Below are 16,692 nucleotides of genomic sequence, written 5' to 3' on the forward strand. Positions count from 1 at the left end.
GTCATGACCAGTGCATTCTCTTCCCTCGCCCTCGACGCGGTGGACGTCCGCCGGATGGCGGACTTCTGGACCCGCGCCCTCGACTACCGCATCGCCGAGGAGGAGGACGGCGTCATTAGCCTTGCATCCTCAGACGGCGCCGGCCCGCCGATCGACATCCTGCCGGTTCCGGAGGGAAAGACCGTGAAGAACCGGCTGCACCTGGACCTGCGCGCCGTCGGCTGCACCCAGCAGGAGGAAGTTGACCGGCTGCTGGAACTCGGTGCCGTGCTGGCGGACGTCGGGCAGGATCCGGAAGTCTCCTGGACGGTTCTGGCCGATCCGGAAGGCAATGAGTTCTGCATCCTCGCTTCCTCGTCCGAGGCGGCCTCCTAGCCTCAGCCGGGGCCCGGCCGGCCCAGTCCGGCGGCCTCGTCCCGGCGGTCCGCCGGGCCCTGGTCCAGCCGGAACGGAGGATACTCGTCGCGCATGAGGGCTGTGTAGGCGAGAACACGGTAGGTCCAGCGGTTCAGTCCCATCAGCAGATCAAACAGCTGGCGCGGGTAGCGGCCGGTGAACAGCAGAATGACTGCGGCAATCAGGACCAGAAGGCTCAGCAGGGAAAGGCCCTGCCAGCTGACGGTGGTAAAAACGGTGTCGTTCCAGTCTTCATTCCAGCCGCCCTGCCACATTCCCCCGGGGCCCAACCGCGTCCACTCTCCGTTCCAGAATTCCTGGTCGCTGCCTGTTACCCAGAACCGATTCACCACCATCGTGGCTTCGGTGATGGCACTGACAACCAGGGCCTGCGGGATGACGAGCAGCCACCACTTCACCAGGACCAGCCAGCGGGAGAGCTCGCGCGGATAGTCGACACTGAAATCGGCCGGATAGTCAGTGCGCTGCAGGGTGAAGGGCGGATAGCGGTCGGTGCCGAGCACCCGGGTGGCGTAGAAGGTCACCCGCCAACTCCAGCGAACCACGCCCACGTTGAAGTCAAAGAGTCCCCGCGGATAACGACCGGTGAACAGGATCACCAAGCCGGCAATGACCGTGGAGACAAAAAAGGCAATCCACAGGAAAAACAACACGATGTAGTGCGGGATGGCGAGGAACCATTTCACCAGCCACATCCAGCGGGACAGGTTCGGGTCCAGCTCACCGTACAGCCGCACCGGATACCGGGGTCCCATGAGCCCCGGGTCCCGAACGCCGACGGCCATCCCGGCCGCTCCTCCTCCGGCGGCACCCGGTGCTGCCGTCGCGCTTCTTTGAGCACCACCCGATGCGGCTCCGCTCGCTGCCGCCGAGGAACGTGCGCGGGCCATGCCAGCCGCAGTGGCGCCGGCGGCCCCGATTGCGCCGGCGGATTCGCCGGTGCCCGCCCCGGGCGGGGGCAGCTCCTGTTCCCGACCGTAGCGGTCCTGCATCTGCCCATACGTTTGCGGTGGCCCTCCCGGCTGTCCCGGCCCCGGCACGCCTGCCGACGCGTAGCTGTCGTAGGGCCCGCCCGGGCCCCCGGCGCCGCGCTGCCGGTTCAACCCCCTGGCACCGGCCACGGCCAGGCCGATTCCCGCTGCGAGGAACACGATGCTGCTGATCAGCAGGGTCCAGGTCAGCGGACCAAGCAGATCCGAGCGGACACCGATCTGCAGCTCGGCCGACACCGGGCGGCTGCCGTCGGCATTCATCACCACGGCGGTCCAGTTGCCTTCGGCCAGGTTCCAGTCCAGCGTTTGTTCACCGCTGCCGCTGGCCGTGGCGGTCCAGAAATCCTGCTCGCCGGGAGGTGCGGGAGCCGCGGTCCCCTGCCGCTCCTCGTAATAGGGACGGAACGGGCGGAAGGTTACCTCCTCCAATTCGCTGTGCTGCACGTCCGCAAGATACCGGTCGACGTCGGCGCGGGGCCCGACTCCGATGAACAGTTCCTGCCCGGGGGTGGTGGATTCCCCCACCACCTGGAGCGTTCCCAAGTTGTCCTGGGAACTCACGCCCTCGCTCACCTCGATTTCCGGTGCGGTGAGCGCGTAGGAATCCACCTCGTACACCTCTTGCGGAGCGGAGAAGTATTGGTCATCACCCTGCTGGGCGTTCAGCGTTCCAACCACGGCAGCACCGGCCGCCAAGCCCAACCCGATGAGGATCAGCAGGCTCCCGATGACAAGCATGACGATTTTGCCAGTTCTCATGGTGCAGCCTTTCCGGCCGGCCGAGATTTCCCTTATCCCCGTCCTTCACAGGGTTCTCCGGGGCGTTAAGGGGTGTCAAGGGGTGTCAAGGGCACAGTGGGTCAGAAGTTGATCATGTGGCCAGTCAGGCCGTGGAATGCCTCCTGCAGGGCCTCACTGAGTGTCGGGTGCGTATGCACGTTCCGGGCAAGTTCATGGGCGGTCAGATCCCACTTCTGGGCCAGGGTCAACTCGGGCAGCAGTTCGGAGACATCCGGTCCGATCAGATGCCCGCCGAGCAGTTCCAGATGTTCCTTGTCCGCCACCAGCTTCACGAATCCCACCGGCTCGCCCAGGCCGTGGGCCTTTCCGTTTGCTGTGAAGGGGAAGGTACTGACCACCACGTCATGGCCCTCGTCGCGGGCCTGCTGTTCGGTCAGCCCGAAGCTGGCGACCTGCGGCTGGCAGAACGTGGCCCGCGGCATCATGCGGTAGTCACCCAGCGGCAGGGTTTCGGCCTTGCCGATGGTTTCGGCCGCCACCACGCCCATCGCCTCCGCCACATGGGCGAGCTGCAGCTTGGCCGTGATGTCACCGATCGCGTAGATGTGCGGGACGTTGGTCCGCATGTAGTCGTCAATGCCGATGGCACCCCGGTCGGTGAGCGCAACGCCGGTCTTTTCCAGCCCGTAGCCTTCGGTGCGCGGGGCAAACCCGATGGAAAGCATGACACGGTCCGCGTCGATGGACCCGTCCTTGCCGTCCTTGTCCTTATACGTCACGGTCACGGACGATCCGTTGTCGGTGACCGTCTCGACCTTGGTCGATGCCAGGATCGGTATCCCCAGCTTCTTGTAGGCCTTGGTGATTTCCTTGGAAACGTCCGCGTCCTCATTGGGCAGCGCCCGATCCAGGAACTCGATGATGGTCACGTCCACGCCGTAGCTGCGCAGGACGTAGCCGAACTCCATTCCAATGGCGCCTGCTCCGACGATCACCATCTTCTTCGGCAGCTCCCGGTCCAGGATCTGCGCCTCATAGGTCACCACGTTGTCCGAAAGCTCCACCCCGGGCAGCAGCCGCACGTAGGTTCCGGTGGCAATGATGGCGTTGTCGAAGGTAACCGTCTCGGTGCCGCCCTTGGAGAGGCTGACCTCAAGGCTGTGGTCGTCGGTAAACACTCCGTGGCCGTCATACTCGGTGATCTTGTTCTTCTTCATGAGGAAGTGCACACCCTTGACGCGGCCGTCAGCCACCTGGCGGCTGCGGTCGAAAGCAGCACCGAAATCGAAGCTGACGTCTCCGCTGATCCCGAAGGTCTTGGCCTGGTTTGAGAAAATCTGGGCCAGCTCGGCATTGCGCAGCAGGGCCTTGGAAGGAATGCACCCGACGTTCAGGCAGACTCCGCCCCAGTACTTTTCCTCCACCACTGCCACGCTAAGCCCCAGCTGGGCTGCGCGGATGGCAGCTACGTAGCCGCCCGGACCGGCTCCCAGGACCACGACGTCGTAATGTTCACTCATGCTGGCCAACTCTCCTTTTGCGCGCTGCGGTTTGGATTAAGTGAACAGCATCACAGGTATCCGCGATAGCCCGACCAGGCCTCACGCCGCTCGGGAAACGGGTCCAGCTCGATCCGGTCCTCCCGGTCGAAAATCCGGGTGCGGCGCTGCACCGGCTCGTACCGGGGCCAGTCGTCTCCGGGGCTGCCGGTTTTGGCCAGGCTCAGGAGGGTGCCCTGAAATCGGGCGGAAAGTTCCCTCAGCGTTCCGCCCCCGCCCAGCAGGGACAGCGCCCGGGTAATCGGTTCCCGGGTTTCGCCGAACATCACCGGCACGTCCATCGCGTGTGTGGCTCCGAACCCCAGGAGGTTCATCATGGGGGTGGCGAAGTCATACCGGTAGGACCAGGTGGGGGCCACCAGCGAATGGGACTCGGCCACCATCGTTGACGGATACCAGAACACCAGGTCACCGCTGATTTCCACCGACCGCTCCTTCGACGGGTAGCCGGGATAGGCGGCCAGCACACGGGCCTGGGCGTCCGGATCGGTGCCGGCGAACATCTTCTCGATGCGGTCCGGCGTGGAGGGCAGGATGTCCACGATTTTGGCGAACAGCGCTCCTTCCCGGGCCATCGTTCCCAGCACCAGCGGCACCGGCGCAGCCTGGCCCTTCTTGAAGGTGTCAATGGGGTGCTCCGGCAGGAAGTCGCCGTCAACCACCGGAGACACGCTCAGGGATCCGGGCTTGTCGGCCGGACCGATCTTCGACGTCAGCCGGTTGGTGGCCCGGACCAGTGCTTCCGCCGGAAGCACCGACAGGGCCTCCGCGGCATCCGCCAGGGGCACGTTCAGGATCTCCAGCAAATCCCGGGCCCAGGCGGCGTGCAGCTCGAGCGAGTAAGCGCTGGACGGAGCGGCGCTCTGGGCGTAGGCCTGATGGAAGAGCCCCCGCGCGGCGGGGATGCACATCAGCGACGTGACGGAGATGCCCCCGGCGGATTCACCAAAAATGGTCACATTGTCCGGATCCCCGCCGAAGCCCGCAATGTTGTCCCGCACCCATTCCAGGGCTGCCACCTGGTCGCGCAGGCCCAGGTTGGAGTCGAAGGTCCGCCCGGCAGCCGAGAAGGAGCTGAAGTCCATGAACCCCAGCGCCCCGATCCGGTAGTTCAGGGAGACGTAAACGGCCTCACCCGTCCGGACCAGATGGGAGCCGCGGTAGGTCTTGACTGTGGACGAACCGGAGCTGAACGCACCGCCGTAAAAGTACACCAGCACGGGGAGCCGTTCGGCGGCAGGTTCCAGCGGTGCCGAGACGTTCAGTGTCAGGCAGTCCTCATCCATGGGGGCCCGGCGCCGGAATCCGGTCAGCGAGGGATTCCGGGACTGGGGCGGGGCGGCTCCGAAGCTGCTTCCGTTCAGGACTCCGTTCCAGCGCTCCGGCGGGCGCGGCGCCCGCAGCCGAAGATCGCCCACCGGAGGCGCAGCATAGGGAATGCCCCGCCAGGTGCGGACGCCGTCGGCGACGATTCCCCGGACCAGGCCGGTGGCGGTGGGAACCAGCAGGGAGGCGACGTCGGTGGTCATGAGCTGCTCGATTCCTGTCAGTGGCCAAGGTACGGCCATAAACACGGTGCGGCCCTAAAACCATAGACCCCGCAGGCTCCTGCCACCTAGGCTCGGGGCAGTTCCGATCCCTCCCGCCCGGGAAGTGGTCCTTCCGCCTGCCCGCGCTGCCGTCAGCCGCCGGTCACGGTGTGCGGATAGTCGGCGGAGCGGCCCTGGAAGGCCAGAATCGCGGGATTCAGGATGCGGCCGTTGCGGATTTCAATGGCCCGCGCCACGCTGGCTTCGGCGTCCCAGGCCGCGGGACCGGACATCACAGTCCGCAGGAACGGCAGGACGGCTTCGCTGATTTCCCACGTCGCCGAGTCCCACAGATGCGAGGGGCTGTGATCCACCGCGTAGTAGAGGATGCCCGCACCGACGGCGAATACCGGCTCGGCGAAGGAGGTGGGTTTCGCCCAGGAAAAACCCATCCCTTCGTCACAGGACACGTCAATGATGAGGCTGCCCGGAGCAAAGGCGGCCAAGTCCGATTCCTGGAGATAGGTCAGCGGGGCGTTGGGATCCTGAAGGGTGCAGTTCACCACCAGGTCGTAGCCTGCCAGGAATTGCGCCAGCGGCTCCGGCCCGTCGTCGGTGACTACGTGGCTGAGGTGCGGCTGGTCGTCGTCGCGCTCCAACCGCAGGATCCGTGCGGAGTGGATGGGGGATCCGACGGCGGCGGTCTCCCGGTTCGTGAGCACCTGCACATCGTGGATGCCCAGCGCCTTCAGTGCTGTGACCGCGCCGCGGGCAGTGGCGCCAAAGCCAATGACGACGGCGGTGAGCCGCCGGCCGTAGTCGCCGGTGGAGCCGGCGAGCTCCAGGGCATGCAACACCGAGCTGTAACCGGCGAGCTCATTGTTCTTATGGAAGACGTGCAGTCCGAATCCGCCGTCCGGCGTCCAGTGATTCATGGCTTCAAAGGCAATCAGCGTCAGAGACTTGTCCACGGCCAGCTGGGTAATGAGCGGATCCTGCACGCAGTGCGGCCAGCCCCACAGGATCTGCCCGTCGGAGAGGTCCTGCAGGTCAGCGGCCTGCGGCTTGGGCAGCAGCACGACGTCGGAAGCGGCCATCACCTCGCTCCGCGGAGCCAGGCGTGCCACCAGCGGGGCAAGCTGCGCATCGGCGAAACCGAAACGTTCGCCGTAGCCCTGCTCCAAGATCATCCGCTCCCGGACATCGGCCTCGATCCGCTCCAGATGGCGCGGGTGCAGAGGCAGGCGCCGTTCGTCAGTCTTCCGCGAAGTTCCGATCACGCCAAGCGTCATCAGAGTGTCGTCCGTAGCCGTGCCGCTCATGCATACCCCCATGTCAGCCCCGGCGGTGCGCCGGGGATACCGAGACTACTCCCCCGCAGCGGCGGCGGACGGCGGCACGGCTCAGGCGGCGGCGGTGGCTGCAGCGAAGGACCGCACGTCGGCGGGCCTTACCGCGTGCGGGGTCCCACCGGCGACGCGCTGCAGGTGGCGATGGACCAGGAATTCCTTCACGCACAGCCCTGCCACGGCGGCTAGGTTCAGGGCCATTTTCGTTCCGCTGGACCAGTCGGTCGTCACGCAGAGGATCCAGACGAACATCAAGACCGGCACGTCCATGATGCGCAGGGCCTTCATAACCGAATCCTTGCAGGCAGCTGCAGTGAAAACATAGGAACTACTCCCCCCGAGAGACCGAGACCGTAGGGTTGCGCAGGCTGTTCCAACGCAGGCCGTGCGTAAGCTTTATCACACTCAGCGCCGCACCAGAAATCCGGTGGACTTCAGGAAATGGTGACGTTTCCTTCGGTGACATCCCAGCGGGCATCCAGATGGACATTTTCCAGCATCCGGCGATCGTGCGAGACCAGCAGCAGGGCGCCGTCGTAGCTTTCCAGGGCCTCCTCGAGCTGTTCGATCGCCGGCAGGTCCAAGTGGTTGGTGGGCTCATCAAGCACCAGCAGGTTCACGCCGCGGGCCTGGAGCAGCGCCAGTGACGCCCGGGTCCGCTCGCCGGGAGAAAGCGCCGATACCAAGCTGTTCACCTGGTCCGCTTTCAAGCCGAACTTGGCGAGCAGAGTGCGGATCTCGGCGCTGTTCATTTCCGGAACCGCCGCTTCGAAAGCATCGCCCAGCGGCAGGGCATGGTCCAGCTGGCCGCGGGCCTGGTCGATCTCCCCCACAGCCACCGACGAGCCCAGGGAGGCTGTTCCCTCGCTGGGTTCGAGGCGGCCCAGCAGGAGGGCGAGCAGTGTGGACTTTCCGGCGCCGTTAGGGCCGGTGATGCCGATCCGCTCACCGGCGTTGACCTGGACCGAAACGGGTCCGAGCGCAAACGAACCGCGCCGGGCCACGGCCGCATTAAGTGTGGCGACAACCGAGCTGGAGCGCGGAGCGGCGCCGATGGTGAACTGCAGCTGCCATTCCTTGCGCGGCTCCTCCACCTCATCCAAGCGCGCGATCCGCGATTCCATCTGCCGCACCTTCTGCGCCTGCTTTTCGGAGGATTCCATGGACGCCCGGCGGCGGATTTTGTCGTTGTCCGGCGCCTTTTTCATCGCGTTCCGGACCCCCTGCGAGCTCCACTCCCGTGTGGTCCGGGCCCGGGACACCAGGTCCGCTTTCTTGTCGGAAAACTCCTCGTAGGCTTCGCGGGCGTGCCGGCGGGCGACGTCGCGCTCCTCCAGGAAGGCGTCATAGCCGCCGTCATACACCGCAACCTTGTTCTGCGCCAGGTCCAGTTCCACCACTGTGGTCACGCAGCGGGCCAGGAACTCGCGGTCGTGCGAGACCAGGACGACGCCGCCGCGCAGCCCCTGGACAAAGTCCTCCAGCCGGGCCAGGCCGGCCAGATCCAAATCATTCGTGGGCTCGTCCAGCAGCACGATGTCGAAGCGGCTCAGCAGCAGGGCCGCCAGCGCCACCCGAGCCGCCTGGCCGCCGGAGAGCGACGTCATCAGCGCATCGGCGCCCACTTCCAGTCCCAGCTCAGCGAGCACGGCCGGAATGCGGTCCTCCAGGTCCGCCGCGCCGCAGGCCAGCCAGCGATCCAGTGCGACGGCGTACGCGTCGTCGGCGCCCTTCGCACCGGAGCCGAGGGCCTCGGCCGTGGCTTCCATCGTTTCGGTGGCCTCCGCGGCACCGGTGCGGCGGGCAATGTAAGCGGCGATCGTTTCTCCGGCCACCCGTTCGTGCTCCTGGGGCAGCCAGCCGATGAACGCATCGGCTGGTGCCGTGGACACGCTGCCGGCCAGCGGCTCGTCAGCGCCGGCCAGCAGCCGCAGCAGGGTGGACTTTCCTGCGCCGTTGGAGCCCACGACCCCCACCACGTCACCGGGGGCGACGGTCAGGTTCAGGTGGGAGAAAAGGGTGCGGTGGGCGTAACCGCCGGAAAGATCTCGGGCGACGAGTGTTGCAGTCATGCTTCCATCCTATTTTGTGCCGGCACGGCTTTTGTCCGGTCCAGCCGCCGCCATCGGTCCCGGACCCTTATCCGTGCCGGCGCCGCGGCGTAAGTTGGGCTCATGAGCCAGATTTCCCCCTCCGGTCCCGGCGCCCTGCGCCTCATCTTTCCGCAGTGGCAGGGGGCTTCCGGCCCCCGGACCCACCAGCTGCTGCCGGGGGTGGACGCGCACGACAGCCAGTTGTCCTATTCCATGGGGCCTGCCCTGCTGGAACTGATGTCCCCGGACCACGACGGCCCCACGGCTTACGTTCCGGTCAGCACCGACACCAGCGACGAGGCACTCGCCACAGTGAACGGGATTTACGCCCGCGACGCCGTGGTCCGGCAGCTGACGGACGCGCTGAGGCTCCTGCGCGAGGCTGCGCCGTCGTCGGTGGTCACCTTCGGCGGGGAGTGCTCGGTCAGCGTTGCCCCCTTCAGCTACCTGGCCTCCATCTACGCGGATGATCTTGCCGTCCTCTGGATTGACGCCCACCCCGACACCGGGGTGCCGGGGCAGTCCTATACGGGTTTCCGTTCCATGGCCCTGGCCACGCTCGCCGGAGAGGGCGACGCCGGCATCATTTCGGAGCTGCCCGCGCTCGTGCCCCCGCTGAAGATCCTGCAGGTCGGGCTGCGCCACTGGGATGATGAGGGCATTGCCGTGAAGGAACGCCTGGGCATCCAGAGTGTGGGCATCACTGACACGGCCGAAGACGGCAGGCGGGTGCTGGACTGGATCGCCGCCACGGGTGCGACGAAACTGGCCGTCCACATCGATCTGGATGTTCTGGATCCGCGCGATTTCACGAGCTCCATGGGCCGGCAGACGGACGGGATGCGGATGTCCGATCTGGTCCGTCTGGTGGGTGACGTCTCCACCGTTGCGGAAGTCGTGGGCCTGAGCCTGACCGAACACGCTCCGGTGGAACTCATGCGGCTTTCCGGAATGCTGCGGGGTCTTCCGGTCTGAGTTGGGCTGTTTGATCGGACTGTTTATTTTTGCGGCCTGCCTGTTTCCCGCAGGCTTAGTTCCGCTGACTTATTCCCGTGAACGCAAGGAAATTGCCGGACTCTGCCATCAGCGGAACCTGGCGGAACGAGTAGGCACACCAACCATCAGCGTGCTTAGGGTGGGCAGGACACTGATCCCCTCGAGCTCGCTTTTTGAAAGGACTCACCATGTCACGCATTGCCATTATCGGTGGCCACGGCAAAGTTGCCCTGTACCTGGCCAAGGACCTTACGGCCAACGGCCACCAGGTGACGTCACTGTTCCGCAACCCGGCGCACACTGCCGATGTCGAGGCCACGGGAGCAACCGCCGTCGTCGCCGATGTCGAGAATCTTTCCACCGCTGAAATCGCGCAGAAACTGGCCGGGCAGGACGCCGTCGTCTGGTCAGCGGGAGCCGGCGGCGGTGCACCCGAGCGCACCTATGCGGTGGACCGCGACGCCGCCATCCGCTCCATGGACGCAGCCAAGGATGCGGGTGTGAGCCGGTACGTCATGGTGTCGTACTTTGGCGCCGGACCCGGTCACGGCGTTCCCGAAGACAACGGCTTCTTTGCCTATGCGGATGCGAAGGCTACGGCTGACGAGTACCTGCGCAACAGCGGTCTGGACTGGACCATTCTGGGCCCCAGTGCGCTGACTCTGGATCCGGGCACGGGAAAGATCGAAACCGGTCCCGGCATCGAAGGCACCCAGGTTTCCCGCGAGGATGTGGCAACCGTGGCCGCAGCCGTACTGGACCGCCCGGAAACGATCGGTCAGACAATTGAGTTCAACAACGGTTCGGTGCCTGTGGATGCTGCCCTCGACGGATTGAAGGGCGAAAAAGCATGAGCCTCGTTGTCGTCGCCACCATGTTTCCCAAGCCGGAATTCCGCGATGAGGTTCTCCAGTCGCTGGAAGAAGTAATTGGCCGGGTGCATGCCGAAGATGCGGGCTGCCTGAAGTACAGCCTCGCCGAAGGCCCGGACCGTCTGGTCATGATCGAGAAGTGGGCCAGCCAGGACGATCTGCAGGCACACTCGGCCAGCCCGGCGTTCCAAGCCCTCACTGCCGCCCTCGAGGGCAAGATGGCAGCCGACATGGACGTGCAGATCCTGCAGCCGCATCCTGCCGGAACGGCTGAGCAGGGGCAGATCTAGGCTGACTGGTCCGGACAGGCATATCTAAGACCTGTCCGGTCCGAGCGGGCCTGGCTGGGCGGGCCTGGTCCGAGCGGGCCTGGTCCGAGCGGGCCAGGCTGGGCCGGCTGGCTGGGCGGGCTGGCTGGGCGGGCAGAGCTGAGGAGTTCGACGTGGAAATCTCACCCTTCGAGCCGGAGCGGAAAGCAGAAATCCTCTCACTGTCGGTCCGGTCCTGGGAGCCGGTCTTCTCGCAGCTGCGGAAGACTGTTCCCGGCTTTGTGTACGACTCCTTCTACCCCAATGGGTGGCTGGAGCGGCAGCTTGCCGACCTTTCACTGATCCTTGACAATGAGCCCGGGAATGTCCGGGTCGCCGTCGATGGAGACGAGGCAATTGGGTGGGTGTGCGTGAGGCTGCACCCCGAGGATCGGATGGGTGAAATCTACGTCCTGGCTGTCGATCCTTCCCGCCAACGACAAGGTGTCGCCCGGGCACTCATGGACCACGCGTTTCAGGAGATTCGGACCGCAGGCATGGATATGGTCATGGTTGAAACCGGAGATGATCCGGGGCACGCAGCTTCCCGTGCCACCTATGAGGCAGCCGGGTTCGAGCGGTGGCCGGTGGTGCGTTATTTCAAGGATCTGCGGACCGTCCCTTACTTCCGGTCCGCTCAGGAGTAAGGCATGAAGCTTCGAATGTCTCCTGCGTTTCCATGCTTCTCGCGGTGCCGTGCAGGGCTGTGAATTCCATAGGTAGCGGCTTCAAAAAGACGGGTATTCGGCCAGCGATATTTAGGCCCTTTGAGGCCTGTTTTGGACTCTTTGCGAGCCGGAAATGTCAGAGGTGGGTGAAAGTCTTGAGACATGGATCAGAACGGATCTTCGACCGGGACTCCCGGCACTGGCGATGAGGCTGCAGCCTGCAGCCGGTTCGTCTATGTTGCCGGGGTCGGCGTAGCCGACCCGGGTGTTGCCGAAGCGGGGGCGGGGTCCGGCATGGAGGCCGGGGAAGTTTCCGGCGTGGAAGGCGGGAGAGTTTCTGGCTTCGCGGATCGGGGCGGCTGCCCGGATGGGTTTAGCGGGTCTGTGGTTCTGCAGAATGTGGAGTCCCTGACCGGGGAACAAACCGGTGACGCACTCGTCCGGGTGGATCAGTTGATCCGGTGGGCGCAGGCCCAGCAGGCCAGGCTCCTGGCCCGGCTGCAGGACATCTATCAGGACGGGGCCTTCGATGTCACCGGCAAGCTCGACCCCGGCCTGGCGTTCAGCCTCGCCGCGGAGGAAGCCGCAACCATTCTGGGGGTTCCCGCCGGTACCGGAAAGGCGTTGATGAGCCAGGCCGGTGATCTCTGCACCAGGAACACGGCCACACTGAAGGCGTTGGAGTCCGGGCAGATCAGTTACGGGCACGCGGAGACCCTGGTGGAGCAGTGTGTGGGCGTGGCGCCGGCGGAGCTGCCCGGGTTCGAGGCTGAGCTGCTGGGGATGGCGGCGGGCCAGACCAGAACCCAGTTCCGGGTGAAGGCTCACCGGCTGCGGGAGAAGTACTATCCGGAGACCATCGTGCAGCGGCAGGCGACGGCGTTTGAGCAGCGGACGGTGTGGGTGCGGCCGGAGCCGGACGGGATGTCCTGGCTCTCGGCGTTGCTGCCGGCCGAGAAAGCCCAAGCCATTTTTACCCAGCTCAGTATTGCGGCCCGGGGTGAGCAGGCCGCCGGGGACACGCGCACGGTGGATCAGTTGCGCACGGACATTCTCACGGACTTACTCGGCGGCCACGACCATGAATGCGGGGACGAGTGCAGCAACGGTGGTGGTGTAGGTGCCGGGGGCAAGAAGGGTAAGGGCCGTCGTAAGGGGGCCGGCTCCGACTCCGGTTCCAGCTCCGGGAAGGGGTCCGGGGCCTGCCGGATTGGCCATGGGCCCAAGGCTCGGACGGAGATTCTGGTGCTGATCAACGCCGAAACCCTCTTCGGAGCCGATGACCAGCCGGCCGAATTGAACGGGTACGGGCCCATCAGTCCCGTAACGGCCCGGCGGATGGCTCGGGAAGCGGCGAAATGGACACCGGTGGAACGCGACCCCGAAACCGAGGAGATCCTGCGGGTCGGAAAACGGCGGAAGGTTCCCGACGGATTAAAGCGGGTTCTGCGGGTGCGGGACGGAACCTGCCGGTTCCCGGGCTGCCGGACCAATGCGGTGATTTCCGAGATTGACCACACCAAACCGTGGGCTCAGGGCGGGCCGACGGATCATGACAACCTGGAGCATTTATGCCGGCGGCATCATATGTTCAAAACCGAAGGGTTCTGGAAAGCCCGACAGCCTCGTCCCGGGGTGATTGAGTGGACCTCGCCGGGCGGCAGGTGTTACCGCACGGAACCGGATCTCACCCTGTCACCGGAAACGTCACCGGAAACCTGTGAAGATGACTCGGTCCACTTGCGACGGGACATCGAACTGGTTCCTTGTCTGATGCCGAACCGGGCGACTACGGAGACAACCCGCCGCCCTTCTAGCCGGGACGCCGCACGTCTACTCGGCAGGTTCCTGGAAATTCTCAGCAGGATCCTGAAAGTCGCCGGCATCCCGGCGAAAGCGGGTCAGGATGTCGATGAGCGTTGCCAGATCGTCGGCAGCAAAGCCGGGATGGACGAACACCTCGCTGTTGAGAGCCGCAGCGGCAAGGGGAACCAGTTTCCGACCTGCCAGCGTGATTTCGACAAGAACGGTGCGGCCATCAGATGGATGCCGGCGGCGACCGGCAAGGCCTGCCTGTTCCAAACGGTCCACCGCGTTGGTAACCGATGTGGGGTGCACCTGCAGCCGGGCACCGGCCTTGGCCATTGGCAAAGAGCCGCTGCCCGTAAAACTCAAGAGCGCAAGAAGCTCAAACCGTGCGAAGGTCAGGCCAAAGGGTTTCAGCACATTCTCCACTCGGGTCAGCAGGATCTGGTGCGTCCGCATCACCGCAGTAACTGCCGCCATTCCCTCTGCAGCCTTTTCCCAGCCGTGTTCTTCCCAGTGTCTGCGGGCCTCGGCGATGGGATCCCGCGGCAAGGGATGGGGCAGGGGCTTCTGATCCGTTGGTTTGCGGGAATCGTCCGCAGCAGATTCCCGCCCGGACGTCACCGGCGCAGCTCCGGAAATTCGTCATCCCGGTACTCCACACCGGCGCGTTCGGCACGTCCGGCGGGGTCGGCGTCGTTCTCCAGCGCCCGCAGCTGCACCCGGCGGATCTTTCCGGACATGGTCTTGGGCAAGTCGTGGAATTCCAGCCGCCGCACCCGCAGGTACGGCGCCAGATGTTCCCGCGCGTAGGACAGGATCGACAGTGCAGTCTCCCGATTCGGTTCCCACCCCTCGGCAAGGGCGACATAGGCTTTGGGCACCGCCAGTCGCAACTCATCCGGTGCAGGCACGACGGCGGCCTCAGCCACCGCCGGATGTTCAATGAGGACGCTCTCGAGTTCGAACGGACTGACCTTGTAGTCGGAAGCCTTGAAGACATCGTCGGTGCGGCCGATGTACGTGATGTACCCGCCGGCGTCACGGACAGCCATATCACCGGTGTGAAAGTAACCGCCGTCCATGGCTTCCTCGGTACGTACCGGATCACCGTGGTAACCGGTCATCAGGTTCAGCGGCCGACGCGCCAGATCAAGGCAGATCTCACCCTCGTCCGCCGGCAGGCCGGTCGCCGGATCGATGATGACCACCGGAACTCCGGGCAGCGGACGGCCCATGGATCCGGGGTGCAGGTCGGCACCCGGGGTATTGCCCACGAGCGCCGTCGTTTCGGTCTGGCCGAAACCGTCCCGGATGGACAGCCCCCACGCGGACTGGACCCGGGAGATCACTTCCGGATTGAGCGGTTCGCCGGCACCGATCAGCTCCCGCAGCTGTGCCGGACGTTCGCCGAGGTTGGCCTGAATCATCATCCGCCACACGGTCGGCGGTGCGCACAGGCTCGTCACTTCCGCCCGGTGCATCTGTTCCAGCAACGCTTCGGGACGGAAGCGCGTGTAGTTGTGGATGAACACAGTCGCCTCGGCATTCCACGGAGCGAAGAAGCTGCTCCACGCGTGCTTGGCCCAGCCCGGAGAACTGATGTTCAGGTGGACGTCCCCGGGCTGCAGACCCAGGAAGTACATCGTGGACAGGTGCCCCGCGGGATAGGAGACCTGCGTGTGCTCCACCAGCTTGGGTCGGCTGGTGGTACCTGACGTGAAGTAGAACAGCAGCGGATCATCGGCATCAGTGATTGTTTGCAGCTGCACCGGTGAAGCCGCATAGGCCTTCCCATAGTCCAGCCAGTCGCTTTCTTCCTGAAGTCCTGCGCCCACCAGGATCTTTCCGTAGTCGCCGGGAACGGCGTCAAACTTTCCGGCGTCGGCGGCATTGGCAATCACCCAGCGAGCACCGCCGCGGGAGAGCCGATCGGCCAGGTCGGCGCTTCCGGCGGCAGAAGCGGTGGGCATGATGACAGCCCCCAGCTTCATGGCAGCCAGCATGGTTTCCCAGAGCTCCACCTGGTTGCCGAGCATCAGCATCACCGGATCCCCTCGGCCCACCCCCTGGGCCGCCAGCCAGGCAGCAACCTGGTCGGAACGGTGCACCATGTCGTCGAAGCTGTACTTCTGCTCCGATCCGTCCTCTTCGACGATCCACAGCGCGCACGCACTGTTCCCCCGTGCCATCGCATCAAAGTAGTCAATGGCCCAGTTAAAAGGACCGTCCAGTTGAGGCCAGACGAAGGTCTCGACAGCCTTTTCGTAGCTGCCGGCAAGGGTGAGCAGCTCATCGCGAGCGGCGCGGAACAAATTGGTGGCACTGTTCGAATTCATCGTTCCTCTTTCGGGACACGGTCCTTACCGGCGGGTTCATCCCGGGCGGAGTCAGCAACGGCGGAGTCAGCACGGGCGGAGTCTTTACGGGCGGAGTCTTTCCAGGCGGGGCCGGTCCAGCTGAAGACAGGATCTTCCTTCGCCAAAAACGCACGAACCCCGATGGCGGGATCCGGCGAAGCGGCCATTTCCTGCTGCCAGCGGTTACTGGCCTGCTCCAGGGCACGCCGGCTGCGTAAGGCTGGCTCGCCGGCAGCACCAGTCTCGCCCGCAGCACCAGTCTCGCCCGCAGCACCAGTCTCGCCGGCAGTACCAGTCTCGCCGGCAGTTCCAGTCTCGGCTGACGTCCCGGCCCCGCCGGCAGCAATAATGTCCACGAGTTCCTTCATGGCCTGCAGCGAGAGCTGGGAACGGCCGGCCAGACGGTGGGCGAAGGACGCAACATCGGTCCAGAAGTCGGCCTGCGGAATAACCCGTTCAACCAGCCCCAGGCGCAGCGCCTGTTCAGCCGGAACAAAATCCCCGCTGAACAGCAGATACTTCGCGACCCCGGGTCCGGCGAGACGGACCAGCCGTTCAATGCCGGACAGCGGATACACGATGCCGATCTTGGCCGGAGTGATCCCGAAGACGGCGCGGTCGGAGGCGAGCCGGAAATCGCAGGCTCCGGCCACCTGCCAGGCGCCGCCCAGGCAATAACCGTCGACGGCGGCAACCACCGGCTTGGGGAAGGCGGCAATCGCTTCCTCCCCGGCCGTGACGTGGCCGCCGTCGTGCAGTCCGTTGTCCGGATTGTGCAGGATGGCCCGCAAATCGCTGATGTCCGCCCCGGCGGAAAAGTCCTCGCCCTCTCCGCGGATGACGACCACCCTGACGCCGTCGTCGTGCTCCAGCGGAGCGAGGACGACGGCGAAGTCCCGCCACATGTCAGCGGTCAGGGTGTTGCGCCGCGCGGGATTGGCCAGCCAAACGGTCGCCACCGGGCCGTCCTGTGTGACCCGCAGGGTCCCCTTGCTCATCAGA

Annotated in this window: 14 protein-coding genes and 1 pseudogene; 6 read left to right on the top strand and 9 right to left on the bottom strand. The window is 65.3% G+C overall.

What is annotated here, in order from left to right; genetic code table 11:
• Positions 1-3 precede the first annotated feature (3 nt).
• Positions 4-375: a VOC family protein gene (locus tag QNO00_RS01645; RefSeq protein WP_284023422.1), complete on the top strand. Its 372-nt coding sequence runs from the start codon at positions 4-6 to the stop codon at positions 373-375.
• A 2-nt stretch (positions 376-377) separates the two neighbouring features.
• Here the strand turns inward: QNO00_RS01645 and QNO00_RS01650 are convergent, their stop codons facing one another.
• The 6 genes from QNO00_RS01650 to QNO00_RS01675 form a co-directional block, all read right to left on the bottom strand.
• On the bottom strand, positions 378-2,168 hold the full coding sequence (locus tag QNO00_RS01650; protein ID WP_284023423.1) for a DUF4389 domain-containing protein: 1,791 nt from the start codon (positions 2,166-2,168) through the stop codon (positions 378-380).
• A gap of 101 nt (positions 2,169-2,269) precedes the next feature.
• Positions 2,270-3,670 (bottom strand): dihydrolipoyl dehydrogenase, encoded by a 1,401-nt coding sequence (gene lpdA / locus QNO00_RS01655; RefSeq protein WP_229965658.1) that lies wholly within the window; start codon positions 3,668-3,670, stop codon positions 2,270-2,272.
• 50 nt (positions 3,671-3,720) lie between these two features.
• The gene (locus QNO00_RS01660) at positions 3,721-5,238 is read right to left on the bottom strand and encodes a carboxylesterase/lipase family protein (protein ID WP_284023425.1); all 1,518 of its coding nucleotides are present in this window, start codon (positions 5,236-5,238) and stop codon (positions 3,721-3,723) included.
• 152 nt (positions 5,239-5,390) lie between these two features.
• Positions 5,391-6,560 (bottom strand): N(5)-(carboxyethyl)ornithine synthase, encoded by a 1,170-nt coding sequence (locus QNO00_RS01665; protein ID WP_284023426.1) that lies wholly within the window; start codon positions 6,558-6,560, stop codon positions 5,391-5,393.
• Positions 6,561-6,641: 81 nt separating this feature from the next.
• On the bottom strand, positions 6,642-6,875 hold the full coding sequence (locus tag QNO00_RS01670; protein ID WP_284023427.1) for a hypothetical protein: 234 nt from the start codon (positions 6,873-6,875) through the stop codon (positions 6,642-6,644).
• 146 nt (positions 6,876-7,021) lie between these two features.
• Positions 7,022-8,659, bottom strand: a complete 1,638-nt coding sequence (locus QNO00_RS01675; RefSeq protein WP_284023428.1) for an ABC-F family ATP-binding cassette domain-containing protein — start codon at positions 8,657-8,659, stop codon at positions 7,022-7,024.
• 102 nt (positions 8,660-8,761) lie between these two features.
• On the opposite strand from QNO00_RS01675, the gene QNO00_RS01680 reads away from it, so the two are divergent.
• The 5 genes and pseudogenes from QNO00_RS01680 to QNO00_RS17340 all read left to right on the top strand — a co-directional run.
• Positions 8,762-9,655, top strand: a complete 894-nt coding sequence (locus QNO00_RS01680) for an arginase family protein (protein WP_284023429.1) — start codon at positions 8,762-8,764, stop codon at positions 9,653-9,655.
• Between the two features lie 209 nt (positions 9,656-9,864).
• Positions 9,865-10,530 (top strand): SDR family oxidoreductase, encoded by a 666-nt coding sequence (locus QNO00_RS01685; RefSeq protein ID WP_284023430.1) that lies wholly within the window; start codon positions 9,865-9,867, stop codon positions 10,528-10,530.
• The gene (locus QNO00_RS01690; RefSeq protein WP_229965651.1) at positions 10,527-10,838 is read left to right on the top strand and encodes a putative quinol monooxygenase; all 312 of its coding nucleotides are present in this window, start codon (positions 10,527-10,529) and stop codon (positions 10,836-10,838) included. Before QNO00_RS01685 ends, QNO00_RS01690 begins: the two co-directional genes overlap by 4 nt.
• A 152-nt stretch (positions 10,839-10,990) precedes the next feature.
• The gene (locus QNO00_RS01695) at positions 10,991-11,503 is read left to right on the top strand and encodes a GNAT family N-acetyltransferase (protein ID WP_284023431.1); all 513 of its coding nucleotides are present in this window, start codon (positions 10,991-10,993) and stop codon (positions 11,501-11,503) included.
• A gap of 315 nt (positions 11,504-11,818) precedes the next feature.
• Positions 11,819-13,093: pseudogene (locus QNO00_RS17340) on the top strand (HNH endonuclease signature motif containing protein); the annotation flags it as partial.
• Between the two features lie 264 nt (positions 13,094-13,357).
• On the opposite strand, the gene QNO00_RS01705 reads toward QNO00_RS17340, so the two are convergent.
• The 3 genes from QNO00_RS01705 to QNO00_RS01715 are packed head-to-tail and all read right to left on the bottom strand — an operon-like array spanning position 13,358 to position 16,688.
• Positions 13,358-13,894, bottom strand: coding sequence for a MarR family winged helix-turn-helix transcriptional regulator (locus QNO00_RS01705; protein WP_284023543.1), 537 nt, complete (start codon positions 13,892-13,894; stop codon positions 13,358-13,360).
• 56 nt (positions 13,895-13,950) lie between these two features.
• Positions 13,951-15,669 (bottom strand): AMP-binding protein, encoded by a 1,719-nt coding sequence (locus tag QNO00_RS01710; RefSeq protein ID WP_284023433.1) that lies wholly within the window; start codon positions 15,667-15,669, stop codon positions 13,951-13,953.
• On the bottom strand, positions 15,666-16,688 hold the full coding sequence (locus QNO00_RS01715; RefSeq protein WP_284023434.1) for an enoyl-CoA hydratase/isomerase family protein: 1,023 nt from the start codon (positions 16,686-16,688) through the stop codon (positions 15,666-15,668). Before QNO00_RS01715 ends, QNO00_RS01710 begins: the two co-directional genes overlap by 4 nt.
• Positions 16,689-16,692: the final 4 nt, after the last annotated feature.

Source organism: Arthrobacter sp. zg-Y1219, from assembly GCF_030125545.1.
Lineage (GTDB): Bacteria > Actinomycetota > Actinomycetes > Actinomycetales > Micrococcaceae > Arthrobacter_B.

Excerpts from the sequence above, each read along its gene's own strand:
- QNO00_RS01675 (WP_284023428.1), bottom strand. The coding sequence starts at position 8,659 with ATGACTGCAACACTCGTCGCCCGAGATCTTTCCGGCGGTTACGCCCAC.
- QNO00_RS01660 (WP_284023425.1), bottom strand. The coding sequence starts at position 5,238 with ATGACCACCGACGTCGCCTCCCTGCTGGTTCCCACCGCCACCGGCCTG.
- QNO00_RS01665 (WP_284023426.1), bottom strand. The coding sequence starts at position 6,560 with ATGAGCGGCACGGCTACGGACGACACTCTGATGACGCTTGGCGTGATC.
- lpdA (WP_229965658.1), bottom strand. The coding sequence starts at position 3,670 with ATGAGTGAACATTACGACGTCGTGGTCCTGGGAGCCGGTCCGGGCGGC.
- QNO00_RS01715 (WP_284023434.1), bottom strand. The coding sequence starts at position 16,688 with ATGAGCAAGGGGACCCTGCGGGTCACACAGGACGGCCCGGTGGCGACC.
- QNO00_RS01685 (WP_284023430.1), top strand. The coding sequence starts at position 9,865 with ATGTCACGCATTGCCATTATCGGTGGCCACGGCAAAGTTGCCCTGTAC.
- QNO00_RS01680 (WP_284023429.1), top strand. The coding sequence starts at position 8,762 with ATGAGCCAGATTTCCCCCTCCGGTCCCGGCGCCCTGCGCCTCATCTTT.
- QNO00_RS01710 (WP_284023433.1), bottom strand. The coding sequence starts at position 15,669 with ATGAATTCGAACAGTGCCACCAATTTGTTCCGCGCCGCTCGCGATGAG.
- QNO00_RS01650 (WP_284023423.1), bottom strand. The coding sequence starts at position 2,168 with ATGAGAACTGGCAAAATCGTCATGCTTGTCATCGGGAGCCTGCTGATC.
- QNO00_RS01690 (WP_229965651.1), top strand. The coding sequence starts at position 10,527 with ATGAGCCTCGTTGTCGTCGCCACCATGTTTCCCAAGCCGGAATTCCGC.
- QNO00_RS01645 (WP_284023422.1), top strand. The coding sequence starts at position 4 with ATGACCAGTGCATTCTCTTCCCTCGCCCTCGACGCGGTGGACGTCCGC.
- QNO00_RS01670 (WP_284023427.1), bottom strand. The coding sequence starts at position 6,875 with ATGAAGGCCCTGCGCATCATGGACGTGCCGGTCTTGATGTTCGTCTGG.